The 20400-nt window shown below is 44.7% G+C and carries 23 protein-coding genes and 1 tRNA gene; 4 read left to right on the top strand and 20 right to left on the bottom strand.

Annotated features, from left to right (window positions below):
- Positions 1-2 precede the first annotated feature (2 nt).
- Genes FN732_RS01965 through pheA form a run of 4 tightly spaced genes read right to left on the bottom strand, consistent with a single transcriptional unit; the run spans position 3 to position 3104 of the window.
- Positions 3-491: a hypothetical protein gene (locus FN732_RS01965; protein WP_142934096.1), complete on the bottom strand. Its 489-nt coding sequence runs from the start codon at positions 489-491 to the stop codon at positions 3-5.
- Entirely contained in the window at positions 488-1444 is a 957-nt protein-coding gene (locus FN732_RS01960) for an NAD-dependent epimerase/dehydratase family protein (protein ID WP_142934094.1), read from the bottom strand. The genes FN732_RS01965 and FN732_RS01960 overlap by 4 nt, the downstream gene beginning before the upstream one ends.
- Positions 1444-2025 (bottom strand): imidazoleglycerol-phosphate dehydratase HisB, encoded by a 582-nt coding sequence (hisB, locus tag FN732_RS01955; protein ID WP_142934091.1) that lies wholly within the window; start codon positions 2023-2025, stop codon positions 1444-1446. The genes FN732_RS01960 and hisB overlap by 1 nt, the downstream gene beginning before the upstream one ends.
- Positions 2026-2027: 2 nt before the next feature.
- Complete coding sequence (gene pheA, locus FN732_RS01950) at positions 2028-3104, bottom strand: prephenate dehydratase (protein WP_142934089.1); 1077 nt, start codon at positions 3102-3104, stop codon at positions 2028-2030.
- An 82-nt stretch (positions 3105-3186) separates the two neighbouring features.
- Here pheA and FN732_RS01945 point away from each other — a divergent pair, with 82 nt between their 5' ends.
- Positions 3187-3375 (top strand): FmdB family zinc ribbon protein, encoded by a 189-nt coding sequence (locus tag FN732_RS01945; protein ID WP_142934087.1) that lies wholly within the window; start codon positions 3187-3189, stop codon positions 3373-3375.
- A 5-nt stretch (positions 3376-3380) separates the two neighbouring features.
- Here FN732_RS01945 and FN732_RS01940 read toward each other — a convergent pair whose 3' ends face one another.
- Genes FN732_RS01940 through FN732_RS01920 form a run of 5 tightly spaced genes read right to left on the bottom strand, consistent with a single transcriptional unit; the run spans position 3381 to position 5561 of the window.
- Entirely contained in the window at positions 3381-3623 is a 243-nt protein-coding gene (locus FN732_RS01940) for a hypothetical protein (RefSeq protein WP_142934085.1), read from the bottom strand.
- A complete protein-coding gene (gene trmD / locus FN732_RS01935; protein ID WP_142934083.1) occupies positions 3613-4365 on the bottom strand; it encodes a tRNA (guanosine(37)-N1)-methyltransferase TrmD in 753 nt (250 codons plus the stop codon). The genes FN732_RS01940 and trmD overlap by 11 nt, the downstream gene beginning before the upstream one ends.
- A complete protein-coding gene (rimM, locus tag FN732_RS01930; protein ID WP_142934080.1) occupies positions 4366-4938 on the bottom strand; it encodes a ribosome maturation factor RimM in 573 nt (190 codons plus the stop codon).
- On the bottom strand, positions 4916-5353 hold the full coding sequence (gene ruvX, locus FN732_RS01925) for a Holliday junction resolvase RuvX (protein WP_246051292.1): 438 nt from the start codon (positions 5351-5353) through the stop codon (positions 4916-4918). The genes rimM and ruvX overlap by 23 nt, the downstream gene beginning before the upstream one ends.
- A gap of 1 nt (position 5354) precedes the next feature.
- Positions 5355-5561 (bottom strand): ubiquitin family protein, encoded by a 207-nt coding sequence (locus tag FN732_RS01920; RefSeq protein ID WP_142934077.1) that lies wholly within the window; start codon positions 5559-5561, stop codon positions 5355-5357.
- A 19-nt stretch (positions 5562-5580) separates the two neighbouring features.
- Here FN732_RS01920 and FN732_RS01915 point away from each other — a divergent pair, with 19 nt between their 5' ends.
- From FN732_RS01915 to gatA, 3 genes are read left to right on the top strand one after another with little or no spacing between them, the layout of a single operon-like run.
- Positions 5581-5904 (top strand): cyclic-phosphate processing receiver domain-containing protein, encoded by a 324-nt coding sequence (locus FN732_RS01915; protein WP_142934075.1) that lies wholly within the window; start codon positions 5581-5583, stop codon positions 5902-5904.
- Positions 5901-6191 carry an Asp-tRNA(Asn)/Glu-tRNA(Gln) amidotransferase subunit GatC gene (gene gatC / locus FN732_RS01910; protein WP_142934073.1) on the top strand — a complete coding sequence of 97 codons (291 nt, stop codon included), beginning with the start codon at positions 5901-5903 and terminating at the stop codon, positions 6189-6191. The genes FN732_RS01915 and gatC overlap by 4 nt, the downstream gene beginning before the upstream one ends.
- Positions 6192-6200: 9 nt before the next feature.
- A complete protein-coding gene (gene gatA / locus FN732_RS01905) occupies positions 6201-7667 on the top strand; it encodes an Asp-tRNA(Asn)/Glu-tRNA(Gln) amidotransferase subunit GatA (RefSeq protein WP_142934071.1) in 1467 nt (488 codons plus the stop codon).
- Positions 7668-7714: 47 nt separating this feature from the next.
- Here the strand turns inward: gatA and rpoC are convergent, their stop codons facing one another.
- The 11 genes from rpoC to FN732_RS01850 form a co-directional block, all read right to left on the bottom strand.
- On the bottom strand, positions 7715-12130 hold the full coding sequence (gene rpoC, locus FN732_RS01900; protein WP_142934069.1) for a DNA-directed RNA polymerase subunit beta': 4416 nt from the start codon (positions 12128-12130) through the stop codon (positions 7715-7717).
- Positions 12131-12180: 50 nt separating this feature from the next.
- The gene (gene rpoB / locus FN732_RS01895) at positions 12181-16512 is read right to left on the bottom strand and encodes a DNA-directed RNA polymerase subunit beta (protein ID WP_142934067.1); all 4332 of its coding nucleotides are present in this window, start codon (positions 16510-16512) and stop codon (positions 12181-12183) included.
- Between the two features lie 117 nt (positions 16513-16629).
- Entirely contained in the window at positions 16630-17007 is a 378-nt protein-coding gene (rplL, locus tag FN732_RS01890; protein ID WP_142934302.1) for a 50S ribosomal protein L7/L12, read from the bottom strand.
- A 38-nt stretch (positions 17008-17045) separates the two neighbouring features.
- Positions 17046-17576 (bottom strand): 50S ribosomal protein L10, encoded by a 531-nt coding sequence (gene rplJ, locus FN732_RS01885; RefSeq protein ID WP_142934065.1) that lies wholly within the window; start codon positions 17574-17576, stop codon positions 17046-17048.
- A 176-nt stretch (positions 17577-17752) separates the two neighbouring features.
- Entirely contained in the window at positions 17753-18475 is a 723-nt protein-coding gene (gene rplA / locus FN732_RS01880) for a 50S ribosomal protein L1 (protein ID WP_142934063.1), read from the bottom strand.
- A gap of 52 nt (positions 18476-18527) precedes the next feature.
- Positions 18528-18953, bottom strand: a complete 426-nt coding sequence (gene rplK, locus FN732_RS01875; protein WP_142934061.1) for a 50S ribosomal protein L11 — start codon at positions 18951-18953, stop codon at positions 18528-18530.
- Between the two features lie 17 nt (positions 18954-18970).
- Positions 18971-19708, bottom strand: a complete 738-nt coding sequence (gene nusG, locus FN732_RS01870; RefSeq protein ID WP_142934058.1) for a transcription termination/antitermination protein NusG — start codon at positions 19706-19708, stop codon at positions 18971-18973.
- 12 nt (positions 19709-19720) lie between these two features.
- Positions 19721-19903, bottom strand: coding sequence for a preprotein translocase subunit SecE (gene secE, locus FN732_RS01865; RefSeq protein WP_142934056.1), 183 nt, complete (start codon positions 19901-19903; stop codon positions 19721-19723).
- A 66-nt stretch (positions 19904-19969) separates the two neighbouring features.
- Positions 19970-20045, bottom strand: a tRNA-Trp gene (locus tag FN732_RS01860).
- A 21-nt stretch (positions 20046-20066) separates the two neighbouring features.
- Positions 20067-20231 carry a 50S ribosomal protein L33 gene (gene rpmG / locus FN732_RS01855; RefSeq protein WP_013538330.1) on the bottom strand — a complete coding sequence of 55 codons (165 nt, stop codon included), beginning with the start codon at positions 20229-20231 and terminating at the stop codon, positions 20067-20069.
- A gap of 46 nt (positions 20232-20277) precedes the next feature.
- A partial coding sequence (locus FN732_RS01850) for an EF-Tu C-terminal domain-related protein (RefSeq protein ID WP_483985260.1) occupies positions 20278-20400 on the bottom strand: 123 nt, incomplete at its 5' end.

The raw sequence follows: 20400 nt of genomic DNA, 5'->3' as shown, positions 1-20400 counted from the left end.
CCTTACTTAAAAATTTTGTCGAACAACTCTTGAGAAACTGTTCCTAAAGATTGAAATGAAAGACCTGATTTTGAAAGAGTTGCGCTCCAAACAACTTTTTTCGTATTTACGTTGTAAAAGTATACTGTTACGCTTACTGCAGGTTCCCCGTCAATACCTGTTTTGTACCTAAATTCATTAACGCTTCCATAAACTATCAGTGTTGCTCCCTCCTTTATAGCCTTGTTCCACCACTTTTTAAAGTCTGCTTCGGTCGGCTCTTGGTCGGAATAACTCCAAACTCTATTTAAAACTTTATAACCCTTACTTCTTAAAACCCCTTCCAGTATTGAAGCAACTCTGTATCCTGCGAGAGGAGTAACTGTATAGTTTTCAAAAGGAATAACCGCTAAAGTATTTTTCTTGGTAGGCAATACCTTTACTCTACTTACTTGTGTACAACCTAAGACGAAGAAAACGGAAAGTATCAAAACAAAAATTTTTGATTTCACAATCCCCTCCTCTTTTCTTCCCAAAGATAGGTTCTCTTAAGTCCTTCATTCAGGGAATATCCAGGTTTATAACCCAAATTTGAAAGTTTTGTTATATCGGCATACGACCTTTTTATATCACCCTTTCTTGGAGGTTTGAAAATGACAGGAGGAGAAACCCCCGTTATTTCCTTTAACGTTTTAATCAAGTCTAAAAGGGATGTCTCTCTTCCCGTTCCTACGTTAAAAACTTCTCCAAAGGCCTCGTTGGAAGATTCACATAGGAGTAGAGCTCTAACAACATCCTTTACATAAACAAAATCCCTCGTTTGTCTTCCATCCCCAAAAACATCAACTGTTACATTCTCTCCATTTTTAAATCGAATGAACCTATCAATAAAAATTGAAATAACTCCCGAATAAGGAGAACTGGAATCCTGCCTTTCTCCATAAACGTTGAAAAATCTCAGTGCAGTTGCTTTAAGACCGTAGAGAAAATAACTGTTAACTACAAAACGTTCCGATGCGTACTTATCAACACCGTACGGAGTAACAGGCTCTACAGGATGGTCTTCCCTTTTGGGGAGTTCAGGCCTATTTCCATAAACGGCTGCAGACGATGAGAAGATGAACCTATCAACTCCTCTTTTCTTAGCTTCCTCTAACAAGTAAATAGTTCCATTACAGTTAACCTCGTGAGTTTTTAGAGGTTCTCTAACGGAAAGTTCTACAGACGGAACTGCAGCAAGGTGAAAAACAGTTTTAAACTTAAATTCCGAGAAAATCTCTCTAAGGAGTTTCCTATCGGTAATAGAACCTTCTATGAATTCAAGATTTTCCGACTTGGGGAGATTTTCTAACTTTCCAGACGACAGGTCATCCAAAACAACAACTCTCCTTCCCTCTTTTAGTAACTCCTCAACTAAATGTGAACCTATAAAACCTGCTCCTCCTGTTACAAGCGTAGTTTTCATTACAAGACTCCCTTTGTAGATGGAACACTATCGTTATTGGTTAAGGAAACTGCCATTTTGAGAGCTCTCGCCACACACTTAAACGTTCCCTCAGCCATGTGGTGAAGGTTTAATCCGTAGTGGCAGGTGATGTGAAGATTGCACATTAGTGAGTTTGTAAAGGACTTCCAGAACTCCCTGAAAAGGTCAAACTCTATTCCCATAAGTGTTTTAAACTCTGGAAATCCCCTGTAGACAAAGAAAGGCCTTCCGGAAAGGTCAACGGCGGATGAGATTAGAGTTTCGTCCATGGGAAGGGTGAAAAATCCGTACCTGTTTATTCCTCTCTTTTCTCCAAGGGCCCTCCTTATCCCCTCCCCTAAAACAATCCCAACGTCCTCTATGAGGTGGTGATGGTCAACCTCAACATCTCCCTCTGCCTTCAGCTCAACGTCAAATGAGGAGTGTCTTGAAAAGAGTTCCACCATGTGGGTGAGAAACGGGATGTCCGTTTCTACACTGTACCTTCCACTTCCGTCAAGGTTTATGGAGAGCTCTACTTGAGTTTCCTTAGTTTCCCTTTTAACCTCTGCTCTTCTCATTTTCACTCCTTAAATCCTGTTGGGTAGGAGCCTAAAATCTTGAAAAAGCTACATCCTCTCTCAAGCTCTGAGAGTGCCTTGGAAACCCTTTCCTCCTTCCTGTGTCCCTCAATGTCGACAAAGAATACGTACTCCCAAGGCTTCTTCTTTGTAGGCCTTGACTCTATTTTGGAGAGATTTACATCGTAAACGGCAAAAGGTTGAAGTGCCTTAAAGAGAGCTCCTGCCTCGTGCCTTGTGCTGAACATAACGGAGGTTTTATCCCTACCCGAAGGAAATTCTGAATCGCTCTTTCCTATTATTAAGAACCTCGTGAAGTTTTTGGAGAGCTCCTGGATGTTTTTTGCAAGTATGTTGAGGTCGTAAAGGAGAGCAGCAGCTTCACTTGCTATCGCAGCAGAACCAGGTTCCCTACTTGCAATCTCCGCAGCCCTTGCCGTACTTGAAACCTCCTCAACTTCAACGTAAGGTAAGTTTTCCGAGAGCCACTTTCTCGACTGGGCTATTGCGTGCCTGTGGGAGTAGACCTTCTTTATTCTGTCTAAACTTCCCTCCTTGCTCATAAGATGGAGGTTAACTGGAACAAAGACCTCACCGCTTATTTTTAAGTCGGTCTCCAGGAACATATCTATTGTGTAGTTAACGATTCCCTCTATGGAGTTTTCAATAGGAACAACTCCGTAGTCTACTCTGCCCTTTTCAACTTCATTAAAAACATCGTCTATTGAATCCTTAGGTCTCAAGTCAGATGAGGTTCCAAAGTGCTTTAGAGCTGCCAGATGGGTAAACGTTGCCTGTGGACCCAAAAATGCAACTTTTGTAGGCTCTTCAAGAGCTCTACAGGCAGATATTACCTCCCTGAAGATTGCCCTTATGCTCTCTGGAGGAAGTGGTCCTTGATTTAATTCCTCCAACTTTGAAAGTATCTTAGCCTCTCTCCCAGGAACGTAAAAGGGAAGTCCCTTTTCCCTCTTTATCTCCCCAACCTTTTGGGCAATTTTTGCTCTCCTGTTTAAAAGGGTTAGAATTTCCCTGTCTATCCTGTCTATTTCTTCTCGGAGCTCTGAGAGATTTTCCATACCTCTACCTCGTTAGAAATTACATAGCTTACGAATTATACCTATATTATTAGGCCACAGAGATTCTATACAGGAGGAAGGAATGCCGATTTACGAGTTTAAGTGCCAGGAGTGTGGAGAGGAGTTTGAAAAGTTTGTAATTTCAGCTTCTCAGGTTGGTCAGGTAAAGTGTCCAAAGTGTGGAAGCGAAAAGGTTGTTAAGAAAATTTCCGCCTGTGCAATTGGAGGAAGCGATTCAGGTTCATCCAGTGCCTGTACATCCTTTGGCTGAGGAATCTAAAGGCGGGAGTTTCCCGCCAAATCAATTTCCCTTCCGCACACTACTACCTTTCCCCACTCGTTAACAATCACGTTGAAGGTTAAATCAACTCCCATCTCCTTTAAGGAAACAGCTATCCCTGTTGCCAGTTCCAAAACTATATCCTCTTTACTCAAAGCTTTAAATCTGTTGCAGGTCTCCTCATCGACCTCCCAGGATGCTATCTCGTTTCCGGCCTTATCAAATATTTCAATCTTCATTCTTCTGCCCCTTAAGTTTTTTAATAATCTCTATCTCTTCCTTTGAGAGCTTTCCTTCCCTCATGAGTTTGTCTATCAGTTCCGGTTTCCTATCAAGGGTCCTCTTTAGACTCTGTTCCTTTCTCCACAGCTCTATCCTCCTATGGTGGCCTGAGAGCAAAACGTCGGGAACCCTCATTCCCCTAAACTCTGAAGGACGGGTGTAGTTCGGATATCCAAGAAGCCCTCTATCCATGAATGAATCTGCACTTAAGCTCTCCCTATTTCCCAAAACCCCTGGAATCAGTCTGATTACGGCATCCATTATCACCATTGCTGGAAGTTCCCCTCCCGTCAGAACGTAATCCCCTATTGAGACTTCCCTGTCAACAATAGACTTAACCCTCTCATCAACTCCCTCGTACCTTCCACATATTATCATTAGCCTTCCCTTTTTAGAGAGCTCCAAGGCCATATCCTGGTTGAAAACCTCACCCCAGGGTTCTGTTAGAATGACTAAGGGCTTTTCCCCTTCCTTCGTTAGTTCATCGTAAGCTCTAAAGATTGGCTCTGGCTTAAGAACCATTCCAGGGCCACCACCGTAAGGAACGTCATCAACAACCCGGTGTTTGTCAAGTGCATAGTCCCGAATGTTAACTACGTTAACGTTAACCTTTCCGGACTTTACAGCCCTACCGATAACCCCTTCCCTCAAAAAACAGTCAAAGAGGCCGGGAAGAACAGTAAGAACGTCTATTCTCAACTAATCCTCCATTCCCTCAATGAGGGAAACGACTATTTTCCCGTTTTTTAAATCGACCTCCTTAACAAACTGGTCTATAAAGGGAATGAGGACTTCCTTATTGGATTCAGTTTCCACCTCAAGGATATGGCTTGCAGGCTGTTCCATTATCGACTTAACCTTCCCTATCTCCCTTCCACTTTCATCAACAACCTTTAAACCGATTAACTGGTGGTAGTAAAACTCCCCCTCCTCTAAGGGAACCTGTTCATCCTTTCCTATGTATATTTCTCCCCCCATCCTCTCCTCGGCAGAGCTCCTATCGTTAATCCCCTTAAACTTAACGAGGAAAATCTCCTTGTAGGGTTTAACGTATTCAACCTCCAATCTCTCCTTCTTCGTTCCCCTATAGAGTGAAACTTCCGGTGTTTTCTCAATCTGTCTCTCGAAAACGTCAGATTCCGACCTTACCTTTAAATCTCCTTTTAGCCCATGAACACCAACTACTTTACCTATCATAACCTCGTTTGAGTGGTCAAAGAAACGCCTCTTCCTCCTCTCTAAAATTGCCCTAACGCTCCTCTTCTTTCTCATTCCTCCTCTCCTCAAGCCACTCCCTTAGTATTAAAGCAGCTGCCACATCGTCAACTGCTTCTCTCTTTTTCCCCAAGTTTCTCAAGAGCTCCTCAGCCTCCAGTGTAGAGTATGACTCGTCAAAAAGGTGAAACCTTACTCTAACTCCTCTCTCACTGAGGAAATTTTTAAACTTATCTACAAACTTTTCAATCTTTTCCCCTATCCTCGTCCTTTTTCCCTCCCTGTTTATGGGAATTCCAACAACAACGTCGGAAACCCCTTTTTCCTCAATAATGCCAAGGAGCTCCTCGAAAGTTTCCCTGTTACTTCTCCTAAAAATAACCCTGTAGGGGTAGGATGTAAGCATCAAAGGGTCTGAAAGGGCAACACCTATTTTCTTAAATCCCACATCCAAGGCCATTGCTCTCTTCATATCAACCCTTTGAAGTTGCTACAACTACCTTTACCCTTTCCCCATCCAAAACGTAGTCGTCATCGCACAGGAGCCCCTTTCCCCTAACAACAACAGCAGTCTCAGGATAAATCCCCATATTCTCCAAAAGTTTATCCACCCTTACCTTTTTTCCTTTTATCTCTACTTCCCTTTCCTTTCCTTCAATTTCAACTAAAATTTTTCCCAAAACAACCTCCGGAGGAAAGTTGAAAGTCTACTTAGATGACTGGAGAAATTCTCCATCATCAGATTATATACTGGTTAGGAGAGTGGACAAGCTCAAGGAAATTGTTAAGAAGTACGGAAGGGAGATAGAGGTTCTTGACCTTGATAACTACTTAGAGGAGTACTCCAAGTTTGGAGGGAACGGAATAGACTTTATCAGGTGGTTGGAGGAAGCAGTCTATACGGGGGAAGTTGAACTCAAACCTAATGTTAAAATAGTTTCCCACTCCTCAGACCCCTACATGAGGCGCTTGATTGAGGAGATTGGAGAAAACATAAAAGCATATTTAAGGAGTAGGAGATGAAGCTGAGCCGTGAGGAAGTTCTACACATTGCAAAACTTGCAAGGATAGAGTTAAGGGAAGAGGAGATTGAAAAGTTCAGAGAACAGCTCTCAGAAATTTTAGACTTTGTGGAAAAGCTGAACGAACTTAACACAGAGGGAATAGACCCCAAATTCTCGGTTATTCCACCCGAGAATGTTCTGAGAGAGGACGTTCCTGGAATTAGCCTTCCAAGGGAGAAGACCTTTATGAACGCTCCAGAGACAGACGGTGAGTACTTTATAGTTCCGAAAGTAGTTAAAAAATAGGAGGTAGAAATGGAAATTTTGAATAGGAGTTTGAGGGAGCTCCACGCTCTAATTAAGAAAAAGGAAGTAAAGCCTTCTGAAATTGTCGAAAGGGTTTTGGAAAGGATAGAAGAGACTGAACCGAAGCTCAATGCCTACATCACCGTAACCGACGAAAAGGCAAGAAGGAAGGCAAAAGTTGCCGATGAGGAGTTAACAAGGCTTTCTGAGGATGAGGTTCCTGAGCTTTTTGGAATTCCCATCTCGATAAAGGACAACATAAACGTAGAAAATGTGAGGATGACCTGCGCCTCAAAAATCTTAGAAAACTTTGTATCTCCCTACGATGCAACAGTAGTAAAAAGGCTTAGGGAGAGGGGAGCAATCTTTGTAGGTAAGAACAACTTGGACGAGTTTGCAATGGGCTCATCGACAGAGACCTCATACTTTGGACCGACGAGAAACCCGTGGGATTTGGAGAGGGTTCCCGGAGGCTCATCGGGAGGTTCCGCTGCAGCAGTTGCAGCCCGCTCTGCACTTGCCTCGTTAGGTTCTGATACCGGAGGTTCAATAAGACAGCCTGCTGCTTTCTGTGGAGTTGTAGGTTTAAAGCCAACCTACGGAAGGGTTTCCCGTTACGGACTAACTGCTTTTGCCTCCTCCTTAGACCAGATAGGCCCTATAACGAAAAGTGTTGAGGATGCAGCCTACCTCCTCAACGTAATTTCTGGGCAGGACTCCAAGGACGCTACAAGTGCAAAGGTTCCAGTTCCAAACTTTTTGGAGGCCTTGAACGGGGAAGTAAAGGGCTTAAAGGCCGGAGTTCCTAAGGAGTATTTCATAGAGGGAATAGACCCACAGGTTAAGGAAAGTGTTTTAAATGCCATAAAGCTCTTGGAGAAATTGGGCGTTGAAGTTAGAGAGGTTTCCCTTCCGAATACAAAGTATGCAGTTGAGACGTACTACATAATAGCTCCTGCCGAGGCTTCCTCAAACCTTGGAAGGTACGACGGAGTTAGATACACGTTTAGAGCTGAGAACTACAAGGATTTAATCGATATGTACTGTAAGACAAGGGCTGAAGGGTTTGGGGATGAGGTTAAAAGGCGCATTATGATTGGAACCTACACTTTGAGTGCAGGATACTACGATGCTTACTACCTAAGGGCCCAGAAGGTCAGAACGCTCATTTATCAGGGATTCCAAAATGCTTTCAGTGAAGTGGATTTTCTCGTAACCCCTGTAACGCCGGAAACTGCGTTTAAAATCGGAGAAAAAACTGACGACCCGATAAAGATGTACCTTTCGGACATCTTTACAATTGCTGTAAACCTTGCAGGACTTCCGGCAATCTCCCTCCCTTGCGGATTTGACGATAAGGGGCTTCCAATTGGGGTTCAACTGATAGGAAAGGCTTTTGACGAAGGGACAATTCTAAAGGTTGCAAACGTTTTAGAAAAGGAGCTGAAGATTAACAAATTACCTAACGTACAATAAAAAAGCCCCCCTTTAAAGGGGGGCTTTTGAATAAATCTCCAAATCAACTATTCGGCTTTTTCAGAACTTTCACAGTAGTCCCAGGTAACCTTTCTGTACTCCTTCCTACCCGTTCCAGCAGGAATGAGCCTTCCGATTATTACGTTCTCCTTGAGACCCCTCAAGTAGTCCCTCTTACCTGCAATGGCAGCTTCAGAGAGAACCCTCGTTGTTTCCTGGAACGAAGCAGCAGAGATGAAGGACTCTGTTGATAGGGCAGCCTTCGTAATTCCCGTGAGAACAGGTCTTGCCTTTGGAGGTCTCTTTCCTTCCTTAAAGAGCTTCTCCCTAACCTTTTCAAACTCCTCTCTGTCAACAACCTCTTCAACCAAGAAGTTGGAATCTCCGGAGTCCTCAATTCTAACCTTTGATAGCATCTTTCTAATGATTACCTCAAAGTGCTTATCGTTGATGTCAACTCCCTGAGCACGGTAGACAGACTGAACCTCATCAAGGAGGAACCTTGCAACAGCCCTCTCTCCAAGAATGCTGAGGATATCGTGTGGATTGAGCTGTCCATCCGTTAGAGGTTCTCCAGCCCTAACAAAGTCACCAGTTCTAACGTATACGTACTTACCCTTTGGAACTTCGTACTCCCTCTTAACTCCCGTTTCAGGGTCAACAATCGTGATTACTATTTTGTTCTTCTCCGTCTCAACGTAGACCTTACCGCTTATCTCGGCTAGTATGGCTGAATCCTTCGGTCTCCTTGCTTCAAAGAGTTCTGCAACCCTTGGAAGACCTCCTGTAATGTCTTTGGTTCCTCCAATCTTCCTCGGAAGCCTTGCAAGTTGGGTACCAACCTTAACCTTTTCTCCCTCATCAACCATTATTCTTGCACCGACAGGAAGTGGGTAGAAGTCAACTACGTTTCCTTCATCGTCAAGGAGCTCTATCGTAGGCTCGTACGGGAGAGTCCTGTACTCAAGGATAACGGGCTCAGTTTCAGAAACAGTAACTCCGGGGATGATGTCCTTGTACTTAACAGTTCCGCTCCTTAGAGCGAGAATTGGAATGGCGTGTGGGTCCCACTCTGCAAGAATCTGACCTTTCTGAACCTTATCTCCATCCCTGACCCTTAAGACTGCAGCGTAAGGGATGTCGTACCTCTCCAAGTGCTTACCCGTTTTCTCATCAACTATTGCAATCTTTCCAGCCCTGTTTATAACGATTTCCCTTCCTTCCTCATCCGTAATTACGTTAACGTCGAAAATCCTGACGATACCGTCGTGCTTAGCCCTGTACTCTGAAGCCTCGGCTCCGCGCATAGCAATACCACCGATGTGGAACGTACGCATCGTCAGCTGCGTTCCCGGCTCTCCAATGGACTGAGCAGCAATAATTCCAACTGCCTCTCCCAACTGAACGGGCCTCTGTCTTGCCATGTCCCTTCCGTAACACTTGGCACATACTCCAAAGGGAGCTCTACAGGTAAGTACCGAGCGAATCTTTACCTTATCTATACCTAAGTCCTCTATCCTCTGAGCAGCCTCGTCAGAAATTTCTTCGTTTCTCTTAACTAAAACCTCTCCTGTAACCGGGTCGACAATGTCCTCTGCAGCAACTCTTCCCGCTATTCTCTTAGATAGCGGAATGACAACCTCTCCAGCTTCTATGAGTGCAGAGACTTCAATTCCGTCCTCACATCCGCAGTCCTCCATCGTTACGAGAACGTCCTGAGCAACATCTGCAAGCCTACGTGTTAGGTAACCAGCATCTGCAGTTTTGAGAGCTGTATCTGCAAGACCCTTCCTTGCACCGTGGGTTGAGATAAAGTACTCGAGAACTGTAAGTCCCTCACGGAAGTTGGAGATAATCGGAGTCTCAATAATTTCACCGGAAGGTTTAGCCATAAGACCTCTCATACCTGCAAGCTGGCGAATCTGAGTCTGGCTACCACGGGCTCCTGATGTAAGCATCATGAACACTGGGTTGAATGTTCCATCGTCTGGAAGCCTTCCTCTACCGTCAAGGTCGTGGCTCTTCATGTAGTCCATCATGTCCTTTGTCAACTGTTCGGTGACCCTCGTCCATATATCAACAATTTTATTGTACCTTTCGTCCTTTGAGAGGAGTCCCTTTCTGTAACCCTCCTCTATCTCTGCAACCTCTTTTTTGGCCTTTTCAATGAGCTCCTTCTTTGTCGGTGGAATGTGAAGGTCGTTTATTCCAATTGATAGACCACCGAGTGTAGCCTGAACGAATCCAGCTTCCTTTAACCTGTCCAACATGTCGACGGTAACTTCGTTTCCAAACCTCTTGTGAACGTCTGCAATCAGCTCAGCAACGGCCTTCTTTGTCATTACCTTGTTGACAAACGGATAGTTTTCCGGCAGTAGAGTGTTGAACTTCACCCTTCCAGCTGTTGTAGTAACTACTTCCTCCTTTCCGCTTTCGGTCTTATTCGAAGGAACTCTCACTTTAATCCTTGCGTGGAGCTCCACCTCTCCTAAATCTAAGGCCTTCAGTACCTGCTCAAAGTCTGAGAATGCCTTTCCTTCTCCCTTGGCTCCAGGCTTTTCAAGCGTCATGTAGTAGAGGCCTAAAACCATGTCCTGAGATGGAACAGCAAGGGGCTTTCCGTGGGCAGGAGAGAGGATATTCTGAGTTGAAAGCATCAGAGCGTAGGCCTCAAGTTGTGCCTCGAGGGAGAGTGGAACGTGAACCGCCATCTGGTCGCCGTCAAAGTCTGCGTTGAAGGCGGTACAGACGAGGGGGTGGAGCTGTATAGCTTTACCCTCAACCAAAACAGGTTCAAAAGCCTGAATGGAAACCCTGTGGAGTGTAGGTGCCCTGTTGAGGAGAACCGGGTGCTCCTTAATAACCTCCTCTAAACACTCCCAGACCTCAGGCTCCTGATTTTCAACCATCTTCTTGGCCTGTTTTACAGTGTTAGCGTATCCCTTTTCCTCAAGTCTCCTGTAAACGAACGGTTTAAAGAGCTCAAGGGCCATTATCTTTGGAAGACCGCACTGGTGCATCTGGAGCTCCGGACCTACAACGATAACGGCACGGCCCGAGTAGTCAACACGCTTACCTAAGAGGTTCTGTCTGAACCTTCCCTGCTTACCCCTTAAAACGTCAGATAGGGACTTTAACGGATGTCCCTTTGATGACTTAACAGGTCTTCCCCTCCTTCCGTTGTCTATAAGCGTATCTACAGCCTCCTGAAGCATCCTCTTTTCGTTTCTAACGATAATGTCGGGGGCATCTAACTCGATTAACCTCTTAAGCCTATTGTTCCTGTTTATTACGCGCCTGTAGAGGTCGTTAAGGTCTGAAGTTGCAAACTTTCCTCCCTCAAGGGGAACGAGTGGACGGAGCTCCGGTGGAAGAACGGGAAGAACCTCAAGAACCATCCACTCAGGCTTGTTGTTTGAGTTGAGGAAGGACTCAACTATCTTCAACCTTCTAACCAACTTCTTGAGCTTAGCTTCTGTAGTATCCTTCCTCGTTGCCCTCCTTATCTCCTCCTTTAAGAGCTCCTTGCTCTGAATCTTTCCCTGCTCAACTAAGAAATCAACGTACCACTCTAAAGCCCTTCCGCCCTTTTCAACCTCTAAGTTAACCTTATCCCTGAGTTCCTTGTAGTGGGAGTACTCGATAATCTGTCCCTTCTCAAGGTTTGAGTCTCCAGGGTCTGTAACCACAACAAGGACGTTCTTAACAATTCCAACAATCGTATCCTCAGAAAGCCCCGTATAGTAGGAGAGTGTATCCACTGCTGCTTTAAATACGTTAGGAAGCCTCTTTTGAAGGTCGGCGTTGATTGAGGATATCTCGCCGGAGTACATTCTGATTTCTTCCCTTAACTCCTCTGCAAGCTCCTCCAAGTTGACCCTCTTTAGGGCCTCCTTTATCCCCTCTGCACCGATTCCAACCTCAAATGCATCCTCTCCCAACTCCTCAACCTTTTCCCTGTACTCCTCCTCAGTTAGGAGCTGGAACTTTTCAAGCCCTGTTTCCTCCTCATCTCCGGGGTCAAGAACAATGTAACTTTCAAAGTAAACGACCCTTTCTACCTCACGGACGGAGAGCCCCAAGAGAGCTCCAATTTTACTTGGAACGGACTTTACGTACCAGATGTGGGTACATGGGGCAGCAAGCTCTATGTGGCCAAACCTTCTCCTCCTCTCCTTGGAGAGGGTCACCTCTACACCACACCTATCACAGATAACGCCCGCATATTTTGAACCCCTGTACTTTCCACAGAGACACTCCCAGTCCCTTACAGGACCAAAGATTCTTGCACAGAAGAGACCGTCCCTTTCCGGATTGAGGGTTCTATAGTTAAGGGTCTCTGGGAGCTTTACCTCACCGTGAGACCATGCTCTAATCTGCTCAGGGGAAGCGAGACCTATCTCAACTGCATCAAAGTCAAAAGTTTTAGGTTCTTCAGAGAAAACAATCTCTCTCTTACTCACTACGGATTCCTCCTAAAGGGGTTTAGGGAGGAGCGGAGCTCCTCCAAAATTTAAGCGTTAGTTTCTCCCTCTTCTTCCTCTAACTCCTTTATAAACTTAACATCCAAGGCCAGAGCCTTAAGCTCCCTTACTAAAACGTTGAAGGACTCAGGAAGACTTGGCTCAAAGGAGTACTTACCCTTAACAATCGCCTCGTAAACCCTTGAACGTCCTTCAACGTCATCAGACTTAACAGTTAGCATCTCCTGGAGCGTATAGGCAGCTCCGTAAGCCTCAAGGGCCCAAACCTCCATTTCACCGAATCTCTGACCGCCAAACTGGGCCTTACCACCTAATGGCTGTTGAGTAATCAGTGAGTAAGGACCTGTAGAACGGGCGTGAATCTTGTCGTCGGCAAGGTGTATGAGCTTAAGCATGTACATGTAACCGACGGTAACGTCCTGGTCAAAAGGCTCTCCCGTTAGACCATCGTAAACTGTAAGCTGTCCTGTCTCAGGAAGACCTGCTCTCCTCAAGAGAGCCTTTATCTCCTCCTCCTTTGCTCCATCAAAGATAGGAGATTCAAACCTAATTCCGTTACTTAACTTCTTGGCTACCTCTCTAAGTTCATCGTCTGAGAGGGAATCAATCAGCTTGCTTATTCTCTCATCGTTGTAAATAGCCTTAATCTCCTCCCTTACCTTCTCAAGGCCTACCTTCATTAACTCTTCAATTTTCCTACCTAAGGCCTTAGCTGCAAGACCTAAGTGAACCTCAAGAATCTGTCCGACGTTCATACGGGAAGGAACACCGAGAGGGTTGAGGACTATGTCAATTGGAGTTCCATCCTCCAAGAAGGGCATGTCCTCAACAGGTCTAATTTGGGAGATAACCCCCTTGTTACCGTGGCGACCGGACATTTTATCACCAATTGTAAGCTTACGCTTTGTGGCTATGTAAACTTTAACCTTCTTGTTAACCCCTGGAGGAAGCTCATGACCCATTTCAATAGCAGCCTTCTTCTCCTCGTAGATGTTCTCAACGAGGGCAATCTTATCCACAGCAGAGAGCCTTATCTTCTTGAGTTCCTGAGCTACCTCTTCGTCATCTATTATTGACGGCTTTCTGAGGGCAAAGAAGACAAGTTCATTGACCTTATCCTCAGTTATCTCCTCTCCAGAGGAAATAATCAACTTCCCTGCTGCATCGTAGACGTCTTCCCTTACTCTCTTTCCGAGGATTAACTCCGCAGCCTTCCTGTCCCTATCCCTCTTAATGAGCTCTATCTCTTCCTGTTTCTCCCTTTCAAGCTTGGCCTTTTCCTCGGCCTCAATGAGCTGAGTTCTTGGGTCCTTTATCTCTCCCTTTCTGGATAGAATCTTCACATCTATAACAACTCCCTCAACACCGTGGGGAACTCTTAGGGAGGTATCCTTTACCCCCTTTGCCTTTTCACCAAAGATTGCCTGAAGGAGCTTTTCCTCAGGAGTGAGAACCTGCTCTCCTTTAGGCGTAACTTTTCCGACTAAGATATCCCCGGGCTTTACGTAGGTTCCAATTCTAACTATTCCAGACTCGTCAAGGTTCCTAAGTGCTTTTTCGGAAACGTTTGGAATATCGCGGGTTATTTCTTCCCTTCCTAACTTCGTCTCAACAGCTTCACACTCAAACTCCTGAATGTGAATTGACGTATAAACGTCCTCCTTCAGAAGCCTCTCGCTAACTAAGATAGCGTCCTCAAAGTTGTATCCCCTCCACGGCATGAAGGCAACCAAAACGTTTTTACCCAGTGCCAGTTCTCCATTTTCCATGGAGGGACCATCAGCTATTATCTGTCCTTTTTTAACCCTCTGTCCTTTCTTAACGATTGGTTTCTGGTTTATACAGGTCTTCTGGTTTGACTTCTGGAACTTTTTGAGGTTGTAAACGTCAAATCCGGTATCAACGGAGAGTCCTCCCTCTTCAAGCTCCTCCTGGTCAACTCTGATTATTATCTTGTCAGCAGTTACACTCTCAACAATCCCTGAGCGCTTTGCAACAACAGCGGAGCGGCTGTAGAGTGCAACCTCCTTCTCCATTCCTGTTCCAACGAATGGAGCCTCCGTCTTGATGAGAGGAACGGCCTGACGTTGCATGTTTGAACCCATAAGGGCACGGTTGGCGTCGTCATGCTCCAAAAACGGAATGAGGGAGGATGAAACTGAGAACACCTGTTTAGGTGAAACGTCCATAAACTGAACTTCTTCCCTCTTGACAAGCTTGAACTCCGCCTTGTGGCGGGCCATAACTGTGTCGGCAGTTATGTAGCCGTTTTCATCAACAGGTGCGTTTGCCTGAGCAATAACGTAGTTCTCCTCCTCATCCGCAGTCATATAGACGATTTCATCGGTTACTCTACCGTCCACCACCTTTCTGTATGGAGTTTCTAAGAACCCTAACCAGTTTATTCTCCCATAGGTTGTGAGGGAATTTATAAGACCGATGTTCTGTCCCTCTGGAGTCTCAATAGGACAGATTCTTCCGTAGTGTGAAGGGTGGACGTCACGAACTTCAAATCCTGCCCTTTCCCTAGTTAGTCCTCCAGGACCTAAAGCGGAAAGCCTTCTCTTATGGGTTGTCTCTGCAAGTGGATTTGTCTGGTCCATAAACTGGCAGAGCGAGGTAAGGGTGAAGAACTCCCTGAGTGGGTTGAGGGCAGTTCTTGGATTTATGAGGTCCTGAGGCATAACAGAATCGATATCTGCAGTTGCAAGCTTTTCCTTAACGGCCTTCTCTATCTTAAAGAGTCCAGACTTAAAGGCAATCTCAGCAAGCTCTCCGACTCCCCTAACACGCCTGTTTCCCAAGTGGTCTATATCGTCGTAGGGGCGGAGCTCCGCATGAACCTCTATCAAAGCCTTTACAGCCCCAACAATGTCTGCCTTATGGAGAAGCCTACCTGCCTCATCGTAGTCCGGTTCAACAGGAATCTCATCTCTGTTCAGGACGGATAGTTTAAGGGCAACTTCAGGAGTTATAAGTGTTCCTGCAGGAACTACAATTTCGCCTTCCTCATTGAGGATATCTTCCCTAACCCTTAGAGGGGGGAGCCACTCAATATTTTTAAGGTCATCCTTAGTTAACTTTTCAAGCTTTTCCTTTGGATAAATCTTTTCGTTAATTTTGGCCCTTCCAACCCTTGAAAGGTCGTAGTTCTTAGAGCTGAAGAACATTGATTCAAAGAGGTTCTTTGCCCCTTCAACAGTAGCAGTATCCCCAGGCCTTACCTTTCTAAAGATTTCTATGTACGCAGCTACTAAGGAATCCTCAACCTTTTCCCTTACCTTATCCCTCTTCTCCTTTCTAAGGGTATTGACAATTACAGCACCGTAAGGACTCTTCCTCTTACTTATTGCCTTAAACTCGGCTCCTTCAGGAAGCTTTCTCGAGCTAAGAGAGAGTTCCTCGTAGGCCTCCTGAATAATCTCTCCTGTTTCAGGGTCAACAATGTCACTGACCAGATAGTAGTCTGAGAGTTCCTCAGGTGTTTTAACCTCTCCCGTTTCTGAATCGACTATTTCACCGTTTAAAACCTTTAACGTCTCTATAGCATCCTTACAGAATACATCTAATATCTCCTCATCGGTTCTTAATCCAAAAGCCCTTAGAAGGTAAGTTCCTACAAACCTCCTCTTTCTATCTATTTTTGCATAGAGGATATCGTTGTGAGGAATCTCAAATTCAAGCCATGAACCCATTGCAGGAATGATGCTTGCTATGTCAATAATTCTAGCAACCTGTGTGGTTTTTGAAACTTCACTCTTGAAGAAGAGTCCCGGAGAGCGGTGGAGCTGACTTACAACTACTTTTTCAGTTCCATTTATGATAAACGTAGCCCTATCGGTCATTAACGGAATTTCACCGAAGTACATCTTGTTTTCTTTAATAATCGGAGCAATCTTCTCCCCGGTTTTTGGGTCCTTCTGCCAGACGTGGAGTTCAAAAAGAACCCTCAATGGAGCACTGTAAGTAATTCCCCTCTCCTTACACTCATCTGGAGTATAAGTTGGACGGAAAACGACTTCCATTCCACACTTTGGACAAACTACTCCCTTTCCACCAAGACCCTGAAATCTTCCACACTTACAGTACCAATCACCTATTTCGTACCCTTTGTAGTGAATTTCAACTCCTGTTGATTCATCCACTATTGGAAAGGCCTGTCTGAAAGCTGACTCAAGACCTACGTTTTCTCTTTCATGGGGTGGTTTATTCAACTGGAGGAAGCGCTCGTAAGATTCAAATGGAAACTGAAGTAAATCGGGAACAGGAAAAGTTTCCTTTCTTTTAGAGAAACTCTTTCTTGGAAGTGAAGTTATCCTTTCTTTTTCCTTGGAGGGAGCTACTTTTTGGACTTTTCCCATAGTCGTCCTCTTCCTTCTTAATGTGGTTTTTAGATTAAATGACAGAAGGGAGACTACCCCTGTCGGTAGTCTCCCAGCTGATAAATTATAGTTTCATTGAACGTAGAATTCAAGGGATTACTTAACTTCTACTTCAGCACCAGCCTCTTCAAGCTTCTTCTTGATTTCCTCAGCCTCTTCCTTGGAAACACCCTCTTTTACTGGCTTAGGAGCGTTATCAACCAACTCCTTAGCTTCCTTAAGTCCAAGCCCTGTAATTTCCCTAACAACCTTGATAACCTGAATCTTCTTAGCTCCAGGTGACTTGAGAATTACGTCAAATTCTGTTTTCTCCTCTTCGGCTGCTCCGGCAGCTCCACCAGCAGCAACAGGTCCTGCAGCAGCAACAACTGGCATGTCGGATACACCGAACTCTTCCTTGATAGCATTAATGAGGTCAACAAGCTCAAGAACTGTCATGTTCTTGATAGCTTCAATAATTTGTTCCTTTGTGATTTCAGCCATTTCGCTTCCTCCTTTATGAAAAGTAGATTTTAAGCTGCACCTTCCTTTTCAGCCTTTATGTTTTCAAGAACTGTAACGAGCTTTGTAAATAGGTTCTCAAGGGACCAAGCAACAGCATTAACAGGGTACTTAAGTGTAAATGCGAGCTGTCCAAGGAGTTCCTCCCTTCCTGGGAGCTCTGCAAGCTGCTTAACCATGTTGTAGTCTGCTACCTTACCCTCAACAACGGCCGCCTTGAACTTTAACTTTGAGTCCTTCTCATCCATAAATTCCTTGAGAGCCTTTGCAGCTGCGACAATATCATCGTAAGCAAAGACAATACCTGTTGGGCCCACAAATGAGTCCTTTATCTGCTCTACGGGAGTTCCTGGATAGGCATAACGCATAAGGGTGTTTTTAACTACCTTATACTCCGCCCCAACTTCCCTGAGCTTTCTTCTTAAGGCATTAGACTCAGCAACTGTCATTCCCTGAAAGTCAGTTAGGACAACTAAAGGAGCCTTTTCAAATTTCTCCTTTAGTTCCTTTGCTATCTGTTCCTTTAATTTTTTCGTTTTCAACGGAGTTACCTCCTAACGTTTTTGGAAGTGAAGAGGGAGGGCATAGTTTGGCGGGAAATCTCTCTCCCGGTCTCAGTAGGCTGCCTTTCAGGCATTTAAGCTATGCACCTACCCTCTTCAACCGGTACATCTACTTAGCGACGGTAATTCTATTCACAAAATTTCAATTGTCAACCTTATTCTGCTGATTGAGCAGCATTTATTGCATCGTTAACATCAACCTTTACACCAGGATCCATAGTTGCAGCTACTGTAATACTTCTAACGTACTGTCCCTTTGCTCCAGATGGCTTTGCTGCAAGAATAGCCTTTAAAAGGGCAACTGTATTTTCAAAGAGTTTATCCTCATTAAAAGAAACCTTTCCTACTGGGACGTGAACGATTCCTGCCTTTTCAACCTTAAAGTCAACCTTTCCACTTTTAGCTTCCTTCACAGCTTTAGCGACATCAAATGTAACAGTTCCTGTTTTAGGGTTAGGCATTAATCCCCTTGGTCCCAGAATTCTACCAAGCCTACCGACCTTACCCATCATATCGGGAGTAGCAATAAGAACATCAAAGTCTAACCATCCCTGTTGGATTTTCTGAATAAGGTCGTCCCCTCCTACAAAGTCCGCTCCGGCTTCCTTTGCTTCGTTTAGCTTCTCTCCCTGGGCAATAACGGCAACAACTCTTTCCTTACCAAGACCGTGGGGTAGAACAACACTTCCCCTAACCATTTGGTCCTGATACCTTGGGTCTACCCCTAATCTCACGGCCATCTCAACCGTCTGGTCAAAGTTCCTCTTCGTTACATCTGCCATCTTTTTAACCAATGAGATGGCCTCCCTCAAGGGATACTGCTTATTTCTGTCGATGAGGGCTAAGGCGTTCATGTACTTCTTTCCATGCTTAGGCATACTCTCCTCCTTCGGCTATTTTGCCTCCCACCTTAGAGGTGGTCGATTTCCGTTAGTCAACGATTTTTACTCCCATGTTTTCAGCTGTTCCAGCAATAATTCTCATGGCAGCTTCGATGTCGTAGCAGTTTAAGTCCTGCATCTTCTGTTCCGCAATTTGTCTGAGCTGTTCCTTTGTAATCTGACCTACCCATTCTTTCTTAGGCTGGTGAGCACCCTTTTCAATTCCTGCTGCCTTTTTGATGAGTACTGAAGCAGGTGGAGTCTTGAGAACGAAGTCGAAGGACCTGTCAGCGTAGATTGTGATAACTACCGGGATAATTAATCCCTTCTTGTCAGCAGTTGCAGCGTTAAAGGCTTTAACGAACTCCATAATGTTAACGCCGTGCTGACCTAAAGCAGGACCTACCGGTGGTGCAGGAGTAGCTTCTCCGGCAGGTAGCTGGAGCTTAACTTCAGCTACAACCTTTTTTGCCATTTTATCCTCCAAATTACTTAGCTAATTTTTTCTATCTGGTCAAACTCCAACTCAACGGGAGTTTGCCTATCAAAAATGTTAACCAAAACTATAACCTTTTCGTGCTCAGGGTCAATCTCTGATATTGTTCCCTCAAAACCGATGAAGGGACCCTCTTTAATCTTCACCTTGTCGCCAATATCAAATTTGAGCTTCTTAACCTTCGGCACTCCCCTCTTCAATCTTTCCCTTATCTGATTAATTTCAGATTCGGGAACAACAACAGGTTTTCCTCCAGCACTTACAAAACCGAGTACCCTTGGAATTCTCCTTATTAAACTCTGAAGGTCTTTGTCCAGGTCGGCCTTAATAAATATGTAACCGGGATAGAGTTTGTCGCGGAGCTCTATCTTTGCCTCAACTCTATTCTCAGGACACTTTATTTTCTGGCCAACTTTCTCTATCGGTTTCTCCGGTGTACACTTCTTCCTCTCACACTGGCAGGACTCAACCCAAACCTTACCGTCCTCTATTCTAAATGTAACTGTCTTTCCTTCATCCCCCTCAACTTCAAAAACCTTAGGTTCCCCCCTCAGAGGCACTTCTCCCTTTTCCTTTCCCATCGATTTAAATACAACCTTCTCAACTGCCGGTATGAATATCTCCTCTACCTTATCTTCCTTACCGGCCTCCCTGAGGGCTTTTAAGATGTTAGCCTTTACCCTGTACTCAAAACCGGACTGAACGTGAAGGGAGTACCACTTTTTATCTGCCATTATCTATACCCCTTACCTTGCAATTATTATTTCCAACAGCTTTGCAAAAACTGTATCTAAAACCCAGAAATAAACAGCTATAACTGCACAAAATAGAATAACCCCAAATGTTGCCTCAATTACCTCATCTTTCGTAGGCCAGGTTACCCTCGTCAGTTCTTCTCTAACTTCCTTTAAAAATTCAAAAGGGGACATAAAAACCTCTTAATTTTGATTTTTTATTTTCAGGGGGATTTTACAAAAAGAGAGAAAATTTTAAAATGGCAGGCCAGGAGGGACTCGAACCCCCAACCGCCGGATTTGGAGTCCGGAGCCCTGCCAGTTGGGCTACTGGCCTACCTGCAGAGAGTAATATATCCTACTTTACCTCTCTGTGCAAGGTATGTTTATTACACCAGGGACAGTACTTGCGGAGCTCCAACCTATCTGGAGTATTTCTCTTATTTTTTGTAGTTGAGTAGTTCCTTCTCTTACACTCTGTACAAGCAAGTTGAATTATTTCACGGGGTCCTTTCTTAGCCATCTCTACACTCCTATCAATGTTTTAAGGGGCTCAAAGCCCCCAAAGATTAATCAAGAATTTCCGTAACAACACCAGCACCAACAGTTCTTCCACCTTCCCTTATCGCAAACCTCAATCCTTCCTCAATGGCTACCGGCTTCAGTAACTCCACCTCAAACGTTACGTTGTC

The sequence above is a fragment of the Balnearium lithotrophicum genome, assembly GCF_900182585.1.
GTDB classification, from domain to species: domain Bacteria; phylum Aquificota; class Aquificia; order Desulfurobacteriales; family Desulfurobacteriaceae; genus Balnearium; species Balnearium lithotrophicum.
The sequence above is the reverse complement of the archived record's forward strand: the minus strand, read 5'-3'. Positions and strand labels throughout refer to the sequence as shown.